The 14,544-nt window shown below is 39.4% G+C and carries 14 protein-coding genes and 1 tRNA gene; 8 read left to right on the forward strand and 7 right to left on the reverse strand.

What is annotated here, in order from left to right; translation table 11 throughout:
• Positions 1-156: 156 nt before the first annotated feature.
• From GWK51_RS01835 to GWK51_RS01855, 5 genes are all read right to left on the reverse strand, one after another.
• Positions 157-1,209 carry a DUF932 domain-containing protein gene (locus GWK51_RS01835; RefSeq protein WP_161932450.1) on the reverse strand — a complete coding sequence of 351 codons (1,053 nt, stop codon included), beginning with the start codon at positions 1,207-1,209 and terminating at the stop codon, positions 157-159.
• Between the two features lie 30 nt (positions 1,210-1,239).
• The gene (locus GWK51_RS01840; RefSeq protein WP_161932451.1) at positions 1,240-1,587 is read right to left on the reverse strand and encodes a hypothetical protein; all 348 of its coding nucleotides are present in this window, start codon (positions 1,585-1,587) and stop codon (positions 1,240-1,242) included.
• Between the two features lie 105 nt (positions 1,588-1,692).
• Positions 1,693-2,073 (reverse strand): hypothetical protein, encoded by a 381-nt coding sequence (locus GWK51_RS01845; protein WP_161932452.1) that lies wholly within the window; start codon positions 2,071-2,073, stop codon positions 1,693-1,695.
• Between the two features lie 342 nt (positions 2,074-2,415).
• Positions 2,416-3,375 (reverse strand): hypothetical protein, encoded by a 960-nt coding sequence (locus tag GWK51_RS01850; protein ID WP_161932453.1) that lies wholly within the window; start codon positions 3,373-3,375, stop codon positions 2,416-2,418.
• 66 nt (positions 3,376-3,441) lie between these two features.
• Positions 3,442-4,440, reverse strand: coding sequence for a YagK/YfjJ domain-containing protein (locus GWK51_RS01855; RefSeq protein ID WP_235941039.1), 999 nt, complete (start codon positions 4,438-4,440; stop codon positions 3,442-3,444).
• A 733-nt stretch (positions 4,441-5,173) separates the two neighbouring features.
• Here GWK51_RS01855 and GWK51_RS01860 point away from each other — a divergent pair.
• Positions 5,174-6,235, forward strand: coding sequence for a hypothetical protein (locus tag GWK51_RS01860; protein WP_161932454.1), 1,062 nt, complete (start codon positions 5,174-5,176; stop codon positions 6,233-6,235).
• Positions 6,236-6,423: 188 nt separating this feature from the next.
• Here GWK51_RS01860 and GWK51_RS01865 read toward each other — a convergent pair whose 3' ends face one another.
• Together GWK51_RS01865 and GWK51_RS01870 are read right to left on the reverse strand one after the other, a co-directional pair.
• Positions 6,424-7,647 carry a tyrosine-type recombinase/integrase gene (locus GWK51_RS01865; RefSeq protein ID WP_161932455.1) on the reverse strand — a complete coding sequence of 408 codons (1,224 nt, stop codon included), beginning with the start codon at positions 7,645-7,647 and terminating at the stop codon, positions 6,424-6,426.
• 164 nt (positions 7,648-7,811) lie between these two features.
• Positions 7,812-7,888: transfer RNA gene (locus GWK51_RS01870), tRNA-Arg, on the reverse strand.
• 179 nt (positions 7,889-8,067) lie between these two features.
• Here GWK51_RS01870 and GWK51_RS01875 point away from each other — a divergent pair.
• The 7 genes from GWK51_RS01875 to GWK51_RS01905 all read left to right on the forward strand — a co-directional run bounded on the left by GWK51_RS01875 (position 8,068) and on the right by GWK51_RS01905 (position 14,472).
• Positions 8,068-9,003, forward strand: a complete 936-nt coding sequence (locus tag GWK51_RS01875; protein WP_161932456.1) for an ABC transporter ATP-binding protein — start codon at positions 8,068-8,070, stop codon at positions 9,001-9,003.
• Positions 9,000-9,773: an ABC transporter permease gene (locus tag GWK51_RS01880; RefSeq protein ID WP_100241047.1), complete on the forward strand. Its 774-nt coding sequence runs from the start codon at positions 9,000-9,002 to the stop codon at positions 9,771-9,773. The genes GWK51_RS01875 and GWK51_RS01880 overlap by 4 nt, the downstream gene beginning before the upstream one ends.
• Entirely contained in the window at positions 9,773-10,588 is an 816-nt protein-coding gene (gene queF / locus GWK51_RS01885; protein ID WP_161932457.1) for an NADPH-dependent 7-cyano-7-deazaguanine reductase QueF, read from the forward strand. Before GWK51_RS01880 ends, queF begins: the two co-directional genes overlap by 1 nt.
• Before the next feature lie 28 nt (positions 10,589-10,616).
• Positions 10,617-11,267: a hypothetical protein gene (locus tag GWK51_RS01890; RefSeq protein WP_161932458.1), complete on the forward strand. Its 651-nt coding sequence runs from the start codon at positions 10,617-10,619 to the stop codon at positions 11,265-11,267.
• A gap of 136 nt (positions 11,268-11,403) precedes the next feature.
• Positions 11,404-12,546 carry a rod shape-determining protein RodA gene (gene rodA, locus GWK51_RS01895; protein WP_161932459.1) on the forward strand — a complete coding sequence of 381 codons (1,143 nt, stop codon included), beginning with the start codon at positions 11,404-11,406 and terminating at the stop codon, positions 12,544-12,546.
• A gap of 20 nt (positions 12,547-12,566) precedes the next feature.
• A complete protein-coding gene (gene mltB / locus GWK51_RS01900; RefSeq protein WP_161932460.1) occupies positions 12,567-13,568 on the forward strand; it encodes a lytic murein transglycosylase B in 1,002 nt (333 codons plus the stop codon).
• A gap of 292 nt (positions 13,569-13,860) precedes the next feature.
• On the forward strand, positions 13,861-14,472 hold the full coding sequence (locus tag GWK51_RS01905; protein ID WP_100241042.1) for a septal ring lytic transglycosylase RlpA family protein: 612 nt from the start codon (positions 13,861-13,863) through the stop codon (positions 14,470-14,472).
• Positions 14,473-14,544 lie beyond the last annotated feature (72 nt).

Genomic DNA, 14,544 nt, shown 5'->3' on the forward strand with positions numbered 1-14,544 from the left:
GAGAAGCTCCTATTTCTTGCCTGATGGTAAAGTGAAATTTCAGGCATAAAAAAAAGCCACATCTGGGGATGTGGCGAAGAGGTATCATGAATTTACGGCAATCAGAACAATGCTGATGTCATAGGTTCATGATAAAAGTTGAAGATTAAATCTAACTTAAATGACCAAGCGTAATGCCTGTTCTAATCCACGTTGCTTTAATGCCGCACCTGCACCAAACCAAGCAGAATCCAGCCGATGATCCTGGCTCATGGCACGACGTTCGTGATCCGCAAATTCAGTAATACTGCACAGCAAGCCATAAGCAGTGTCTTTGGCTGAACTGAGTTCCGCCCCGCGTCCCTGTCCATTAAACATGGTCATGACTCTGGACATGGCACGTCCATTCGGTTCGGTTTTATTTTCGGCTTGGGGTGAACGATTCACTTGTACCTTGCTTGCCACATTGCGATAGAACTGAATAATGCTGTCATCCTGTTCAGATGTACTGAGATTGCTATTGTTAAATACTGCATCGAAATACATCGCGGCTTCTTGTTGACTGACTTTACGCTGACTGAGTTGTTTCATTTCATACATGTGTTCTTGCCATGCACGCACTGAAATCCCAAGTTGCTTTTTGATTTTATCCGCATCGAACTTGGTGCTGTGCGGGACTTTGACCACACCTGCACTACTGTTCTGTCCTTTAAGTGCGATTGCCAAGGTGTTGTTACACACCACACGGATACTGGTAAATTGAGCTGTGGTGGCTAGGGTGCCGTCACACGCGGTTGCCAATAAAATGTAGCCATTGCTAACATCCTTACCCTTGAGTGCCGATGACTGTCCTGTACGGGCCAAGGCCCAGAATTTCTTGCCACCTTTGAGTACGCCAGCAGTTTCCAGTTCAAAGCCTGATTGTTCAGTCAGGTCACGATAGAATTCTAAAATCTGTTTGGGTTGGACTTCCTGATAACGTTGGCTGACCACCGATAAGGGGGCATGGGTATCTGAACGATACAGTACCCGTTGTTCATCATGCGGCAGGATCAAGTTTTGTCCTTTGTGGTTGGCTGCCATATAACTGACATTCGAGCTTTCGATCTGCCAATCCATGCCGGCCTGTTGTGCCCAAACTTCAATCGATTGATTCGGGGTCAGTTGGTTACCGAGTCCATGCCATGGGGTTTCCCCTACATAGGCCATTTGTTCAAGTTGATGTGCCATATTGTTTTCCTCTTTATGCTTGAACCTGCTTTAAGCTCTAACATTAACTTTGACTTCGAAGGTTTCCTGACATTGCTCACATTGGTATTGCTGAATATGAATCGGTTTATGCGAGTTCAGAAACAGCAACACCACGCCACCGATCACCAGCCCCGTCATGCCACCGAGCATCGGGGGGAGATTGAGTCGTTTCGAGAGTTGTATTCCCACATTCGCCAAAGCCATGGGAGAGAAGTTTGCGACAGCTGTCGTAGGTACAGGTGTAGTGAGCTGATGTGAATCAATCAGTCGAGTATGGGAAGAGTGGCAATGTGGACAGATCGGATTCATTAGTCGATCCGACTGTGCCTGTGCTCCTGTCTGATAGAATGGGTTCATTGTTCTTTCTCCAATAAAGTCAGTTGAAATTAGCGGCATAAAAAAACCGTGCCTCTTCAGGCACGGTCAAATCAGATATTGAGTATGTCGACTAATTTAGGGAAATCATTTAAAGCTGTAACTTGCACTGCCTTGGTCGGTTTCAATATCAACCTGAACAATCGAGTCGTATGGACACTGCAGATATAAGGTGAGGACTTGCCCCATCTGGAAGTGAGCAGGCAAGCTGATGGCTTTGCCATAACGTTGTGTATAGCGACAACGTCCTTGATTGACCGCAACCTCAGTCACAGCAATAGGATCTGCAATCAAGGAACGGATCGTTAAAATGGTGTAGGTTCGATCAAAAGTGATGCCTGGACTATATTCAGAATTCAGCGTGACCTCAAACGTCTCTGGACGAAGTCCTGAACTACACCCCCATAGTGAGATTGTGGAAATTGCAGCAATGGTCACAAGTACTGCTGCTTGTATTAATCTTTTCATAATCAATCCTGTAAATGGTTTTCTAAAGCAATATGTGGCTTCCCCTTCGCTACACTGAGCAAAGAGTGGTATCTGCAAGTCGGTAATATGTATTTGAATTATTTTTATTTATGACTTTTGATGATGTAGCCCATTTCTTATCAGGCATATCGAGTGGCTACATCGGCTGAAAGGACTAAATCGGTAGGTATGTCATCGAATCAAGAATCATGTCGAACACAAGCTAATAAGGGCAAAATACTTGTAGAACTAAATTTATGCAATTCATTAACTATAACCACCCAAAGCGCCGCCCTCCTTTGCTTAAGTACAGCACTCTGAATAGTTACTTTCTACGCGAATTCAGCGAATTAACTGCCGCCCATGAAACAATTTAAAAGATTTTGGCATGACGCAAATCTTATTCATCCCTTCATCAATAGACGAAGTTGATTCAGGCAACATCTCCAAATTTTCAAGAGGATTTAAGGGTTCTGGAAACTCGATGATATCCCCTCGCCCAAAACCAAATGGATTTCCCCCTGGTCCTTTGGTGTCTTCATGTACGACAGTCAATAGCGTCCCGAAACCATGAGTAGCTTCCTGCCACAATTGCTGTATCAATGCAGCATAATTGATCTCACTCGAATACAGCGTATTTTGAAAGGTCAAATAAAAGCGAATCACATAAGCATTTCTAAAACTATCTCGGATCAAGTGATAAAAACTAAAAACAACCTGAGCTTGATACCAAGGCTGATTTTTTAACTTGTTCTCAAAGGAATTGAATGCCTTACAGACCTCATCAACGGTGCGGAGTAATTCCGTTCCAGCAGGATAGCTCAGATAGAATTTCAGATCAGGTGCATCCACACTGAATTTTCCAACACTTAAATAATTCTCACGGATTTGATCAATGCGTTTACAGTATTGATCGTTGCTATGATTTAAGTGTTCTAAGAATGTTGTACTGTCAAAACTATTCTTCAGCGTGGTAAGAATTTTTCCAATCAACCACTCTGCAGAATGCTTCGGATCTGGTTTGAAATAATGCAACTGCGGGTTGATCGGTGTCATGACTGAAATATAAGCGTTTCTAAATTGATCCAGCCAAAAGCTGAATTGGGAATCCTTACGCGCACACATCAACGCATTCCAATCCTTGAAGTAATCTAGAAACACTTGCATGGATTGCTCTTGAAGATTTTTTTCTTGCTCCTGATAACTCAAATCAGAGAATTTGAATCTCACTTGCCTGTAATAGGTTTGAATATCGGCTTCCAAACGAGGGGCAATCAGATGTTCTAGTGAAATAAGATCCATGGAAAATGTCCTATGTAGTTCTGCGTTACATAGGACAGTGCTATCCGTATTTTTTTATGGAACGATTTACTCGGATCCATTCAATAAATCTATGACATCTTGGCGATCCCAAATACCTGCCTCTTCCATAGTTTGCTTTTGATCAAATTTAGTCTGGTAGTTTCGACCATGTGATTTGTAAATAGCTTTAAAGAAGGTTCTTTTGCCACTCGGTTTAATCAACATCTGCTGTAAAATTTTTTCAGGATCTACCAAATAAGACGCAGCATTTAGAGCATTCTCCACTTCTTTCGAATTATCCCGATGAATCATGCCTATCCCTAACAGCCCATTTTTAGCAAATTTGTCTTTATTTTCTTTAGTATTGATATTCACCCCATAGCCCATACCCTCTGAAATGACTTGCCATTTTTGGATTACTTCATCTGCTAAGAATCGATCATTTTGACGCTCAGAACCATTATAAATCAGCAATAAATGTGCATGATATCCTTTCGTCGCCCCTTGCTCTAATGCCAGTCCATACCACAGTAATCCCTTAAAACAGCCATTCTTATCCTTAAGGTATTTGCATAAGGACTCAATATGCCTATAGAAGTCCAGAACCAAAATCTCAGGCATGAACTCTTTCAGATATCCTAAATCTACTCGGACAATCAGTACTTTGTAGCGATCAAGAATAATGCTTTGAAGGTATGCACGTAAGCCGACTTGATTATCGGTCTCTTGTTGCTTGAATTGACGTATGCCCTCCAAGATCAGAGTTCGACCTTCTACCAGGATATGCCGTAAGCATTTAATCTCTGCAACAGAAAGTTGAGTCAGATACTCCTCAATCGTGGATGAACCTCTTAACTCATCCACTCTATCAACAATTCTTCTAAAGACCTGTATCGAAGCACTGTATGCCAGATTACTCTGATCAAAAGCCTTGAATGCAGGAATCAATTGGCATAAGTGTGTAATGAAGTCATGCTGACGTAGATCAAGATGAAGGACCTGCTCCACGAAGACTTCTACTGCTGTCATCACAGCTGCTTGATGGGATAAATCTGAATACAACATTTTAAATACGCCTTAGTTATGTATGATGCATAACTAAAGCGATGACATTAATTTTTTATATATAGAAAAGATGTGATACAGCACAGCCCCCTATGTCACATCTGAGATGAGAGATTCTGTGTTGTGTATTCACTAAACTGGTTTAGCTGATTCATGACTAAATATTGTGTCATGTATTAGAGGTACTGCTATATCTACTCGTTGTATGTATGTATATATTCTATTGATATTAATAATATTATTTACCGACTTGTAACCCTCAAGCCAATTCAAAAAAACGATCGAGACTACAGAGCCCTTACCTAAAATACATCACGACGAATCCGTATAAATTGTGAAAAGTACACTTACGAGAGTTAAGGTAGAAATTCGCTTTTTCACATTTCAGAAATGTTGAAGAAGCCAACTTTTTTTGCTCTACCATCCTCAACTAAATTTTTGGCTAGAAACTTTACGTACATACATATTCATTGAAACAGGTGCTCAAACAAATGTATTAAACGAAGTAGAAAGCAAATGATTGTTGGAAAGAGGAAGTTCTCTAACTATAATGAAAATTACGATAAAAAATAAAAATTTAATTATTAAAACAATAACTTATAATATTTTTTCAAAAGTTTAACACTACACCAATTCTACATAAATATCACATAAATAAATTTAAAAATATCATCTAAATTACTTAAAAATTATTGTAAAATTACTTTTAAATATTTTATAAATGCGAAAAGAAATGCAAGAAAATTTTAACTATGAAGAATTTGAATCCTACATTAAAAATTTTGGAGAAAGAGGAAGTTTTCTAGCATGGTTTAAATATTGTGTTGTTGAACTCGCCCCCCAACAAAAAAATGATTACCTTGTTTCTTTGAATAATGGTCTCTTTATCACCATGCCATCCAAACAAGTAATAAAAGAAGATTTATTAAAAACAGTTAAAAACTCTATAGAACCACTTACATACTTAGAACTATTTAACTTATATATAAAAAATATGATTATCCCCGATGATCAACTTACTTTTATTGGTAAAACAGATATAAGGTTGATACACTGGCTATTGTTTGACCTAAAAATATTAAAAAATAATTTTATATCAACTCAAGTAAGTCTACCTATTAACAATATAGAAGATTATTCAAATCTGATTGATTTCCTTCTTAAAAGAGCGTACCTATACCCCGAACTAAGCCCTAAAATGGGATTAAGTAATAACTCAATTACCCCCAATGTTTTAATTGAATGGAAAAGAAATGATCCAAGTATCATCTTCAGAAAAGATGATTTTTATAATCAGTTAATTACTGAATATGATTTACTAGAAGTCGATTTTAATACCAAACTTACAGAACTACATAAGTCTATGTATAACTTCAATATATTAAAAACACAGGATGAAGAAATAGAGTGGCTAATTGCTAATGATGAGGGACAAATTTCTTGGGCAATAAATTATTTTAAAAAAATTAAAATGAATATTACCATCCTTGATAACTTTGAAAATATTAATCCATATGACCAACTAGTTTTAATGTTTGATAACATTTCAAGGTCCCCAACCTTAGATCGAACTACTTTTATTACAAAAATGAAGAAATCATGGGCTCAACAAAAGTTCCGTTCAGCTGGAAAAACAAAGAAAAATTATCATCTTCCACTTACTAATGACTGTAAGGAAAAACTGAGCAAACTTAGTGCTCTGTTTAATATGAGTGAAAATAAACTACTCGAGAAATTAATCAATGATAAGTATCAAGCCGAAGCTGTTGATAAAAATGGTAAATTCAAATATTAATTTTATTTCATTTTTAGGGATATAAATATTGATACTGAAAAAAGAGTAAATAATTTTCACAGTTAAACAACTCCAGAGGTAATCTCCCCTTAAACATCGATGTTTAAGGGGAGATTACATTCAGCTAAATTTCTCTGAATTAAATCTTTATGGAGGCAGCGACGGCTCAATAAAGACTTTAGTTGAGTCTATGCATTCACTAATTGGTCCAAATAATCAGACCAAGCCTGCATCATCACAGTACGCTCCTCCAGATATTTTGTACGATTATACGCACGACCATGCATATCGCGCACTTGATGCGCTAACTGCTGTTCTATACGCTCGATCGGAAACTTTAAAATTTCATCCAACAAAGTTCTGGCTGTTGCTCTAAAACCATGCCCAGTCGTTTCACCGTTTTCAAAACCATATTGCTTCAATCGCTTATTAATAGTCGAATCGCTAATTGTCTGACTACTATTCCGCATAGAAACAAAACAATACTCTGAGTACCCAGTTATTTGATAAAGCTCTTTAAACATCTCTAGGACTTGATTAGACAATGGCACAATATGCTGCAAAGCAGTCTGATTCTTGGTTTTTTGAGGCGTATAACTCCACCGTCTATTTTCAAAGTCGATGTCTACCCACTTTGCTGCACGCAACTCCCCAGGGCGCACAAATACATGAGGTAAAATTTTGACTGCATAATCAATAGCAATATCACCACGCCCTAGATTTTTATTGATATTTTTCAATAGCTGCCCCAGCTGTTGCTCATCTGTGATAGCAGCCCTGTGCTTTGTTTTACCCACTTTCAAAATGCCACTAATTTGATCAGCAACATTAAACTGACATAAGCCTAAAGCAATCGCATATCGAAAGACTTGCGATGCCTTACTTCTCATTCGCTTTGCTGACTCTGTTTTACCCTGTCTCTCATACAGTCGGCATACTTCTAAAATTTGGGATGGTGTAATATCGCCGATCGGATATCCTCCTATTGCCGTATACAACTTATCCCAAACAAATTGATTCCTGCGTTGAGTACTTGGCTCGAGCTCTTCTGTCTTACGATATTCATCTGCTATGAATTTAAATGTATTTTTTTGAATTTGCTTTGATTCGTCTTCTCGTTGCTTCTGAATTGCAGGATCAATATTTTGAGCAAGTAGCTCTCTAAACTCACTTCGTTTTGCACGAGCATTGGATAATGTACAACTCGGATAAATACCAATAGCAATAGTGGCTCTTTTCTTCGAAATTGGGCGAACATAATCAAAACGCCAATATGCCCCACCTTTCTTATCTAATAACAGATAAAGACCACCACCATCTGAAAGCTTCATATTTTTTTCAAATGATTTCTTTTGCATTGATATTGCAGATTTAATTTTTGAGTCGGTTAGACTGATCACTAATTTAGGCATCTTTTTACGGTATATTTTTTGCAAAAACGGGATATACCGTAAAAAATACCGTAAAACGTTACGGTATCCTAAAACGCCATCGGACAGCGACAAACAACCCAGTCAAGTAAGTTGCTTATTTTTAATGGTTTTAAGATTTCATCGGATGGGGTAAAACAGGAAATTGGTGCGCTCAGCGGGAATCGAACCCACGACCCCAAGCTTCGGAAACTTGTACTCTATCCAACTGAGCTATGAGCGCGCGTGGCACATCATAGCAAAAAAATAATAAAGTGAAAGCAACTCTTTAGAAATCATTCATTTTTATGCTTAGAGTTTAATCAATGTTCCGAACTTGCAACGCAGTATTCCCTGTAATTTACTTGGTTTATTGTTCAAGATCGCTCACAATAGCCTCACTCTTTATGCTGTGAGAACTTCATGACCGATGCATTACTGATCAGAGATTTGTCCAAAACTTATCGTAATGGCTTTCAAGCCCTTAAGGGAATTAATTTAACCGTACATGAAGGCGAGTTTTATGCCCTTCTTGGACCCAACGGTGCAGGCAAATCGACGACCATCGGGATTATCAGTTCTTTAACCAAAAAGACCTCAGGGACAGTCGAAATTTTTGGTCATAATCTTGATACTCATCCATCATTGGCTAAACAATGTCTAGGCGTTGTACCGCAAGAATTTAACTTCGGTCAATTTGAAAAAACCTTCGACATATTAGTGACCCAAGCAGGTTATTACGGCATTCCCCGTAAAATTGCAGAACAACGTGCCGAACATTATTTAGAAAAATTAGGGCTGTGGGAAAAACGTAATACTCAAGGTCGTATGCTTTCAGGTGGGATGAAGCGTCGTTTAATGATTGCCCGTGCCATGATGCATGAACCAAAGCTTCTGATTTTGGATGAACCTACCGCTGGTGTCGACATTGAGCTGCGTCGTTCAATGTGGGATTTCCTGACTGAAATGAATGAAAATGGTACTTCAATCATTTTGACGACCCATTATTTAGAAGAAGCGGAAATGTTGTGTCGCCGCATTGCGATTATTGACCGCGGTGTCATTAAAGAAGACACCACCATGAAAGCCTTCCTTAATCAATTACATGAAGAATCTTTCATTTTCGATTTAGTTGAACCGATTCAACCACTACAACTCGAGATTATTGGGGTTCGATTTAATTTAATTGATCCCGTGACTTTAGAAGTTACCATGGATAAAGCCCATACTTTAAACGAGTTATTCCAATTACTCGAAGCACAAGGCATTCAAGTTCGCAGTATGCGCAATAAATCCAATCGACTTGAAGAACTATTTGTCAAACTTGTGGAGAAAAATTTGGAAGGAGCTACACCATGAATATGACTCAAATGCGTGTTGCTCTTTACACTTTAGTTCATAAAGAAGTGCGCCGCTTTATGCGCATCTGGCCACAAACCCTGTTACCACCCGCCATTACCATGAGTCTGTATTTCGTGATTTTTGGTAATTTGGTCGGTTCACGGATTGGCTCAATGGGTGGCTTTAGCTATATGCAATTCATTGTGCCTGGCTTAATCATGATGGCGGTGATTACCAACAGTTATGCCAATGTTTCTTCGAGTTTCTTTAGTGCTAAATTCCAAAAAAGCATTGAAGAGCTGATCATGAGTCCAGTCCCTTTGCATTTGGTACTCTGGGGCTATGTCTTGGGTGGTTTATGTCGCGGCGTTTTGGTTGGTATTATTGTAACCGCCATGAGTCTGTTTTTTACTGACTTATATATTACCAACTGGTTTGTGACTATATATACAGTCATTGTGACTTCTTTATTGTTCTCACTCGGTGGCTTTATTAATGCCGTTTATGCCAAGTCATTTGACGATATTTCTATTATCCCAACCTTCGTCCTGACTCCACTAACCTATTTAGGCGGTGTGTTTTATGCCATCAGTGCCCTCAGCCCATTTTGGCAAAACCTGTCTTTAATTAACCCAATTGTGTATATGGTGAATGCCTTCCGTTTCGGAATTTTGGGTCATAGTGATGTGAATGTTTCGATTTCGCTCACCGTGATTACTTTATGTTGTGCTGTCCTTTACGGTATAGCGTATTATTTACTTTCTCGTGGCTCAGGAATGCGTGAATAATGAGTGTAGAACATTCTTTACTTGGTAAAGACACCCAGTATCCATCAACATATCAACCAGACATCCTTTTCCCTATTGAGCGTGCGCAAGCGCGTTCAAGCTATGCCCATATCGAAGGCATTCAGCAAGGTCAAGACTGGTGGCATGTGTTTGAAATTTCTTGGCTCAATGCGCAAGGTATTCCACAAGTTGCGATTGGTCGTTTAACGCTACCCGCAACATCACCCAATTTGATTGAGTCCAAATCACTTAAGCTTTACTTTAATAGTCTGAACTTTACTCAGTTTGAATCCGAAGCTGCATTTATTGCAACCGTAGAAAAAGATTTGTCGGCTGCCGCAGGTGCAACGGTCACGATTCAACTATTCCAAGTCGATGCACTGGAGATTCATCAGCCTGAAGGCATCTGTATTGATGACTTCGTTCCTGAACGTCTGGAAAATCATCCTGACGCTTCGCTACTTGGCTTTGACAGTGAAAATAGCGAACAAGTTGAGATTCAACTTTATTCACATCTGCTCCGCAGTAATTGTCCAGTCACGGGGCAACCTGACTGGGGTACGGTATTTATCCGCTATCAGGGTAAAAAGCCTTGTTATCGTTCACTTTTAGCCTATATTATCTCCTACCGTCAGCATAATGGCTTTCATGAGCAATGTGTGGAACAGATGTATGCCGATATCTGGCAAAATCTGCAACCTGAAAAGCTGATGGTTTATGCAGCGTATACCCGTCGAGGGGGTTTAGATATCAACCCTTGCCGCGTATCGGATTTAACATGGATGCCTCGCCCCATTCGTTTGGCGCGACAATAAAATGAATAATATTGAGGTTAAATAGCAAATGCCTTTTTTTGGTTTTGTTCCTTCTGAAACACTATTAAATAGTATTCAAACTGGTCAGCAAAAGAAAAATTCGAGTGAAGCACTCTACCCTTTACGTGACCAAACTGCGTTATTGATCAATGATGAAATTATTGATGCCATTTTAACGGAATTGGTGCGTCGTTTCCCGCCTAGCGATAAACGTGACACCGCCGAAAAATTGGCAGGATATGTCAAATCAACCGTTGCCGTGTTGTTAAAACAACTTTTGAGTAAAGCCTCAAATGATGTGGTCAAACAATCGATCGAGTTTTCTGAAAAAAGCTTGTTTAAAGATGCACAAGGTCAATATCGCGTGGGTGAACGTTTAGATGCAAGCTTAGTCACCAATTTAAAAACCGCGTTTGCCGACATTCGTGCAGGTGGCGACACCAATAAAGCAGTTTTGGTCGAATTGTACAAACAGTTCGCAGAAGCGACTGTACGCCATTTTATGAATGATTTTAACAAAACCCTCGATTTGGGCATGATTAAGCGTAAAGCAGCGGATATCGGCTCTGCGGCGGTCATTAAAGCGGTGCATATTGCGATTGATAAAATCTTCCCGCATTTGACCAAAGAAGAACTCACCATTTTAGCAGAGTATCACGATACGCTGTTCCATCATTGATAGAAAATTGAACTATCGGAAACCTAGCTTTTGCTAGGTTTTTTTATTGCTAAATATTGATATACAGCATCTATACACAGGTATAAGGTAGCAGGCGCAAAATACTGCCTAAGACTTTATTCTACCAATATCTTCCATGACTACTCCTCCACAGTCCAAATTCTTACGCCAAGCCCCTCGTGACGGTTTGAGTACAGCTTCATTGCCATCAAAGTGGCACAAATTACATCTCGACCCTTGGTTATGCCTCTATTTACTGTTAACTGCAATATTAGGTTTAACCGTGCTGTATAGTGCATCAGAGCAAGACTGGAGTTTGGTCTCCAAACAAGCCATGAGTTTTACCATAGGTTTTTTTACCATGCTAGGTTTGGCTCAAGTTCCACCAAAGGTATATCAATCTTTTGCACCTTATCTATATATAGTGGCACTGTTCTCCCTGATTGGGGTCAAACTGTTTGGGGAGGTGCGTTTAGGTGCGCAGCGCTGGATTGATATTCCAGGACTCGGCAGTGTGCAACCCAGTGAATTTATGAAAATTGCCATGCCATTAATGATTGCGTGGTTTTTAGCAAGACGTCCCCTGCCCCCAAAAATCAGCCAGATTGGCATATGTCTGATCTTTATTGGCATCCCCTTTATTTTAATTGCGGAACAGCCCGATCTGGGTACGTCATTACTGGTGTTCTCAAGCGGGATTTTTGTTTTATTCCTAAGTGGCTTGTCTTGGCGTTTAATTGCAGCTGCAATCGGACTTGCGGCACTCATCATTCCAATAGCTTGGCAATTTTTACTGCATGATTATCAACGGCAACGCGTTTTTACCCTAATCCATCCCGAAGCCGATGCGCTGGGGACAGGCTGGAATATTATTCAATCCGAAACCGCGATTGGTTCTGGCGGTATTTCAGGCAAAGGTTATCTTTTAGGAACCCAATCTCACCTACATTTTTTACCAGAAGGTCATACCGATTTTATTATTGCAGCATTTTCTGAGGAATTTGGGCTAATTGGCATTATCATATTGATTGTATTGTACTTTGCGATCATTAGCCGAACGTTTCAAATTGGATTAAACAGTTTTCATAACTTTGGCCGTTTAGTGGCAAGCAGTTTTGCTTTGTCATTTTTTGTATATGTCTTTGTCAATGCAGGCATGGTCAGTGGTATTTTACCCGTAGTGGGTGTGCCTTTACCTTTTATGAGTTATGGCGGTACTGCAATTATTACTTTAATGGCCACTTTTGGCGTTGTGATGTCAATTCATACACATCGATAATTTTTTAGGATTTAACCTATATGACACATTTGTCTATTAATAAAAAACTGAAGCGTTTATTTTTACTTATTGGTACATTTTCAGCTACCAGTTTTTGCCAAGCCAATGATTTTGCAAATGATCCTCAATATTCTAGTTTTAAAGAAAAAACCATGCGGAGCTATGGTCTCACAGCCGAACAAGTTGACTGGGCAATGAATGGTTCACGTAATCTTCCAAATATTATCAATATTATGAACCGACCTGGTGAAAGTAAACCATGGTATGACTATAAAACCAATTTCATGGCTGAAAGTACCATTCAGCGTGGCGTGCGCTTTAAAAGCCAATATGCAGACACCTTAAATCGTGCAGAGCAACAATTTGGTGTTCCACAATCGGTAATTCTGGGCATTTTAGGCGTAGAAACAGGTTTTGGTGCCAATAAAGGCAATTTCATTACCCGAGATGCTTTGGCAACGCTCGCATTTGGCTATGAACGCCGCGCAGCCTATTTCCAAGATGAACTGTCTGCTCTGATTGCTTGGACCTATAAAGATGGCATTCCAGCCAATTCTGTCGTCGGTTCTTATGCAGGTGCAATTGGTTATCCCCAATTCATGCCTAGCAACATTCCTAAATATGGTGTGGACTATGATGGCAATGGACATATTGACTTGAGAAATTCAGCTGTAGATGCCATTGGATCAATTGCAAATTATCTATCGCAACATGGCTGGCAACGTAATCAACCGATTGGTTTTGCTGCGCGTTACACAGGTTCAACTCCTGAAACCGTGATTGCTAAAAATTTAGAGCAACCAACACCGTATGGTGTGCTGAAACCACGCGGTATTTCACCGATTAATCCTGTGGTGCATATTGATGATTTAGATCTAGTTAATGTCATCCAACTTGAAGAAAATTATGGTCCAAGTTACTACATTACCTACCCAAATTTCCAAGTAATTACGACCTACAACAAGAGCCGAATGTATGCCACCGCCGTGTGGCAATTGGGCACTGAAATTGCCAGTCGTTAATCGATAATTTAAACAAAATTATAAAAGTCAATCTTTTTTTAAAGCTTAAAGTACGTATTTTAAGCTTTTTTTATATTATGTTACAATACTGTATATTTTTTAATCTAAAAACAATTTAATTACCTACTTTTTGTAACTATTTCAGTATAAAGACTAGACACTTTATTGGTGGCATGAATATTATCCATCTCGTCAAATGTAGTTGCACAAGTGGATAAATTGACTTGTTTGCTTGTATTTCAAGGTTTTATACCTGAATTACTGCTCTGCAAATCGGTCTTTAGGAGATTTTATGCATTCTTCAATGAAATATATTTTAGCTATCGCGACCACGTTCGCCCTGAGTCAATCACAGGCAGAATTGGTCCAGTCATCGTCGTTAAACAATGACAATGATAATTCACGTTTAGCAGCGCGTGTGTTAAACAAAGATGCTCAGAGTTTTAACTCTCACTTTTCAAACTTAAATAGCCTTTCAATTACTGAGAGTTCTGGAGATAAAATCCGTCGCGAAACAATCGCAGCGAAAATTGAGATCCCAGCAGACGAGCCTTCAGTCATTGACAAGTTAAATGATGTTGCGTCAAACACAGTTCGTCAGTTCAGCCAAACAGGTGTTGCTTCATGGTACGGACGCCAGTTCCATGGTCGTAAAACTGCCAATGGTGAAACATTCGATATGAATGCGCTCACTGCAGCACACCGCAGCCTACCACTGAACTGCTATATTCGTGTAACCAACAAGAACAACGGCAAAAGCGTTGTGGTAAAAGTGAATGACCGTGGTCCATTCCATGGCAACCGTGTACTCGATCTTTCTTATGGTGCAGCGAAACAGCTTGGTATCACCAATGCAGGGACAGCAAAAGTAAGCATTGAACGCGTTGCAGGTCCCAACTCTTAATTTCACTGCTGCAAAACATTTGACATAAAAGCCACTAAAAGTGGCTTTTTTTATTTTCTCGTTTATTTAATA

This window comes from Acinetobacter kanungonis (assembly GCF_009939195.1).
In the GTDB taxonomy this organism is placed as follows: Bacteria; Pseudomonadota; Gammaproteobacteria; order Pseudomonadales; family Moraxellaceae; genus Acinetobacter; species Acinetobacter kanungonis.

What these genes read in the sequence shown, in the direction of transcription:
- GWK51_RS01835 (WP_161932450.1), bottom strand. Translation starts at nt 1,209, where the DNA reads ATGGCACATCAACTTGAACAAATGGCCTATGTAGGGGAAACCCCATGG.
- GWK51_RS01840 (WP_161932451.1), bottom strand. Translation starts at nt 1,587, where the DNA reads ATGAACCCATTCTATCAGACAGGAGCACAGGCACAGTCGGATCGACTA.
- GWK51_RS01845 (WP_161932452.1), bottom strand. Translation starts at nt 2,073, where the DNA reads ATGAAAAGATTAATACAAGCAGCAGTACTTGTGACCATTGCTGCAATT.
- GWK51_RS01850 (WP_161932453.1), bottom strand. Translation starts at nt 3,375, where the DNA reads ATGGATCTTATTTCACTAGAACATCTGATTGCCCCTCGTTTGGAAGCC.
- GWK51_RS01855 (WP_235941039.1), bottom strand. Translation starts at nt 4,440, where the DNA reads ATGTTGTATTCAGATTTATCCCATCAAGCAGCTGTGATGACAGCAGTA.
- GWK51_RS01860 (WP_161932454.1), top strand. Translation starts at nt 5,174, where the DNA reads ATGCAAGAAAATTTTAACTATGAAGAATTTGAATCCTACATTAAAAAT.
- GWK51_RS01865 (WP_161932455.1), bottom strand. Translation starts at nt 7,647, where the DNA reads ATGCCTAAATTAGTGATCAGTCTAACCGACTCAAAAATTAAATCTGCA.
- GWK51_RS01875 (WP_161932456.1), top strand. Translation starts at nt 8,068, where the DNA reads ATGACCGATGCATTACTGATCAGAGATTTGTCCAAAACTTATCGTAAT.
- GWK51_RS01880 (WP_100241047.1), top strand. Translation starts at nt 9,000, where the DNA reads ATGAATATGACTCAAATGCGTGTTGCTCTTTACACTTTAGTTCATAAA.
- queF (WP_161932457.1), top strand. Translation starts at nt 9,773, where the DNA reads ATGAGTGTAGAACATTCTTTACTTGGTAAAGACACCCAGTATCCATCA.
- GWK51_RS01890 (WP_161932458.1), top strand. Translation starts at nt 10,617, where the DNA reads ATGCCTTTTTTTGGTTTTGTTCCTTCTGAAACACTATTAAATAGTATT.
- rodA (WP_161932459.1), top strand. Translation starts at nt 11,404, where the DNA reads ATGACTACTCCTCCACAGTCCAAATTCTTACGCCAAGCCCCTCGTGAC.
- mltB (WP_161932460.1), top strand. Translation starts at nt 12,567, where the DNA reads ATGACACATTTGTCTATTAATAAAAAACTGAAGCGTTTATTTTTACTT.
- GWK51_RS01905 (WP_100241042.1), top strand. Translation starts at nt 13,861, where the DNA reads ATGCATTCTTCAATGAAATATATTTTAGCTATCGCGACCACGTTCGCC.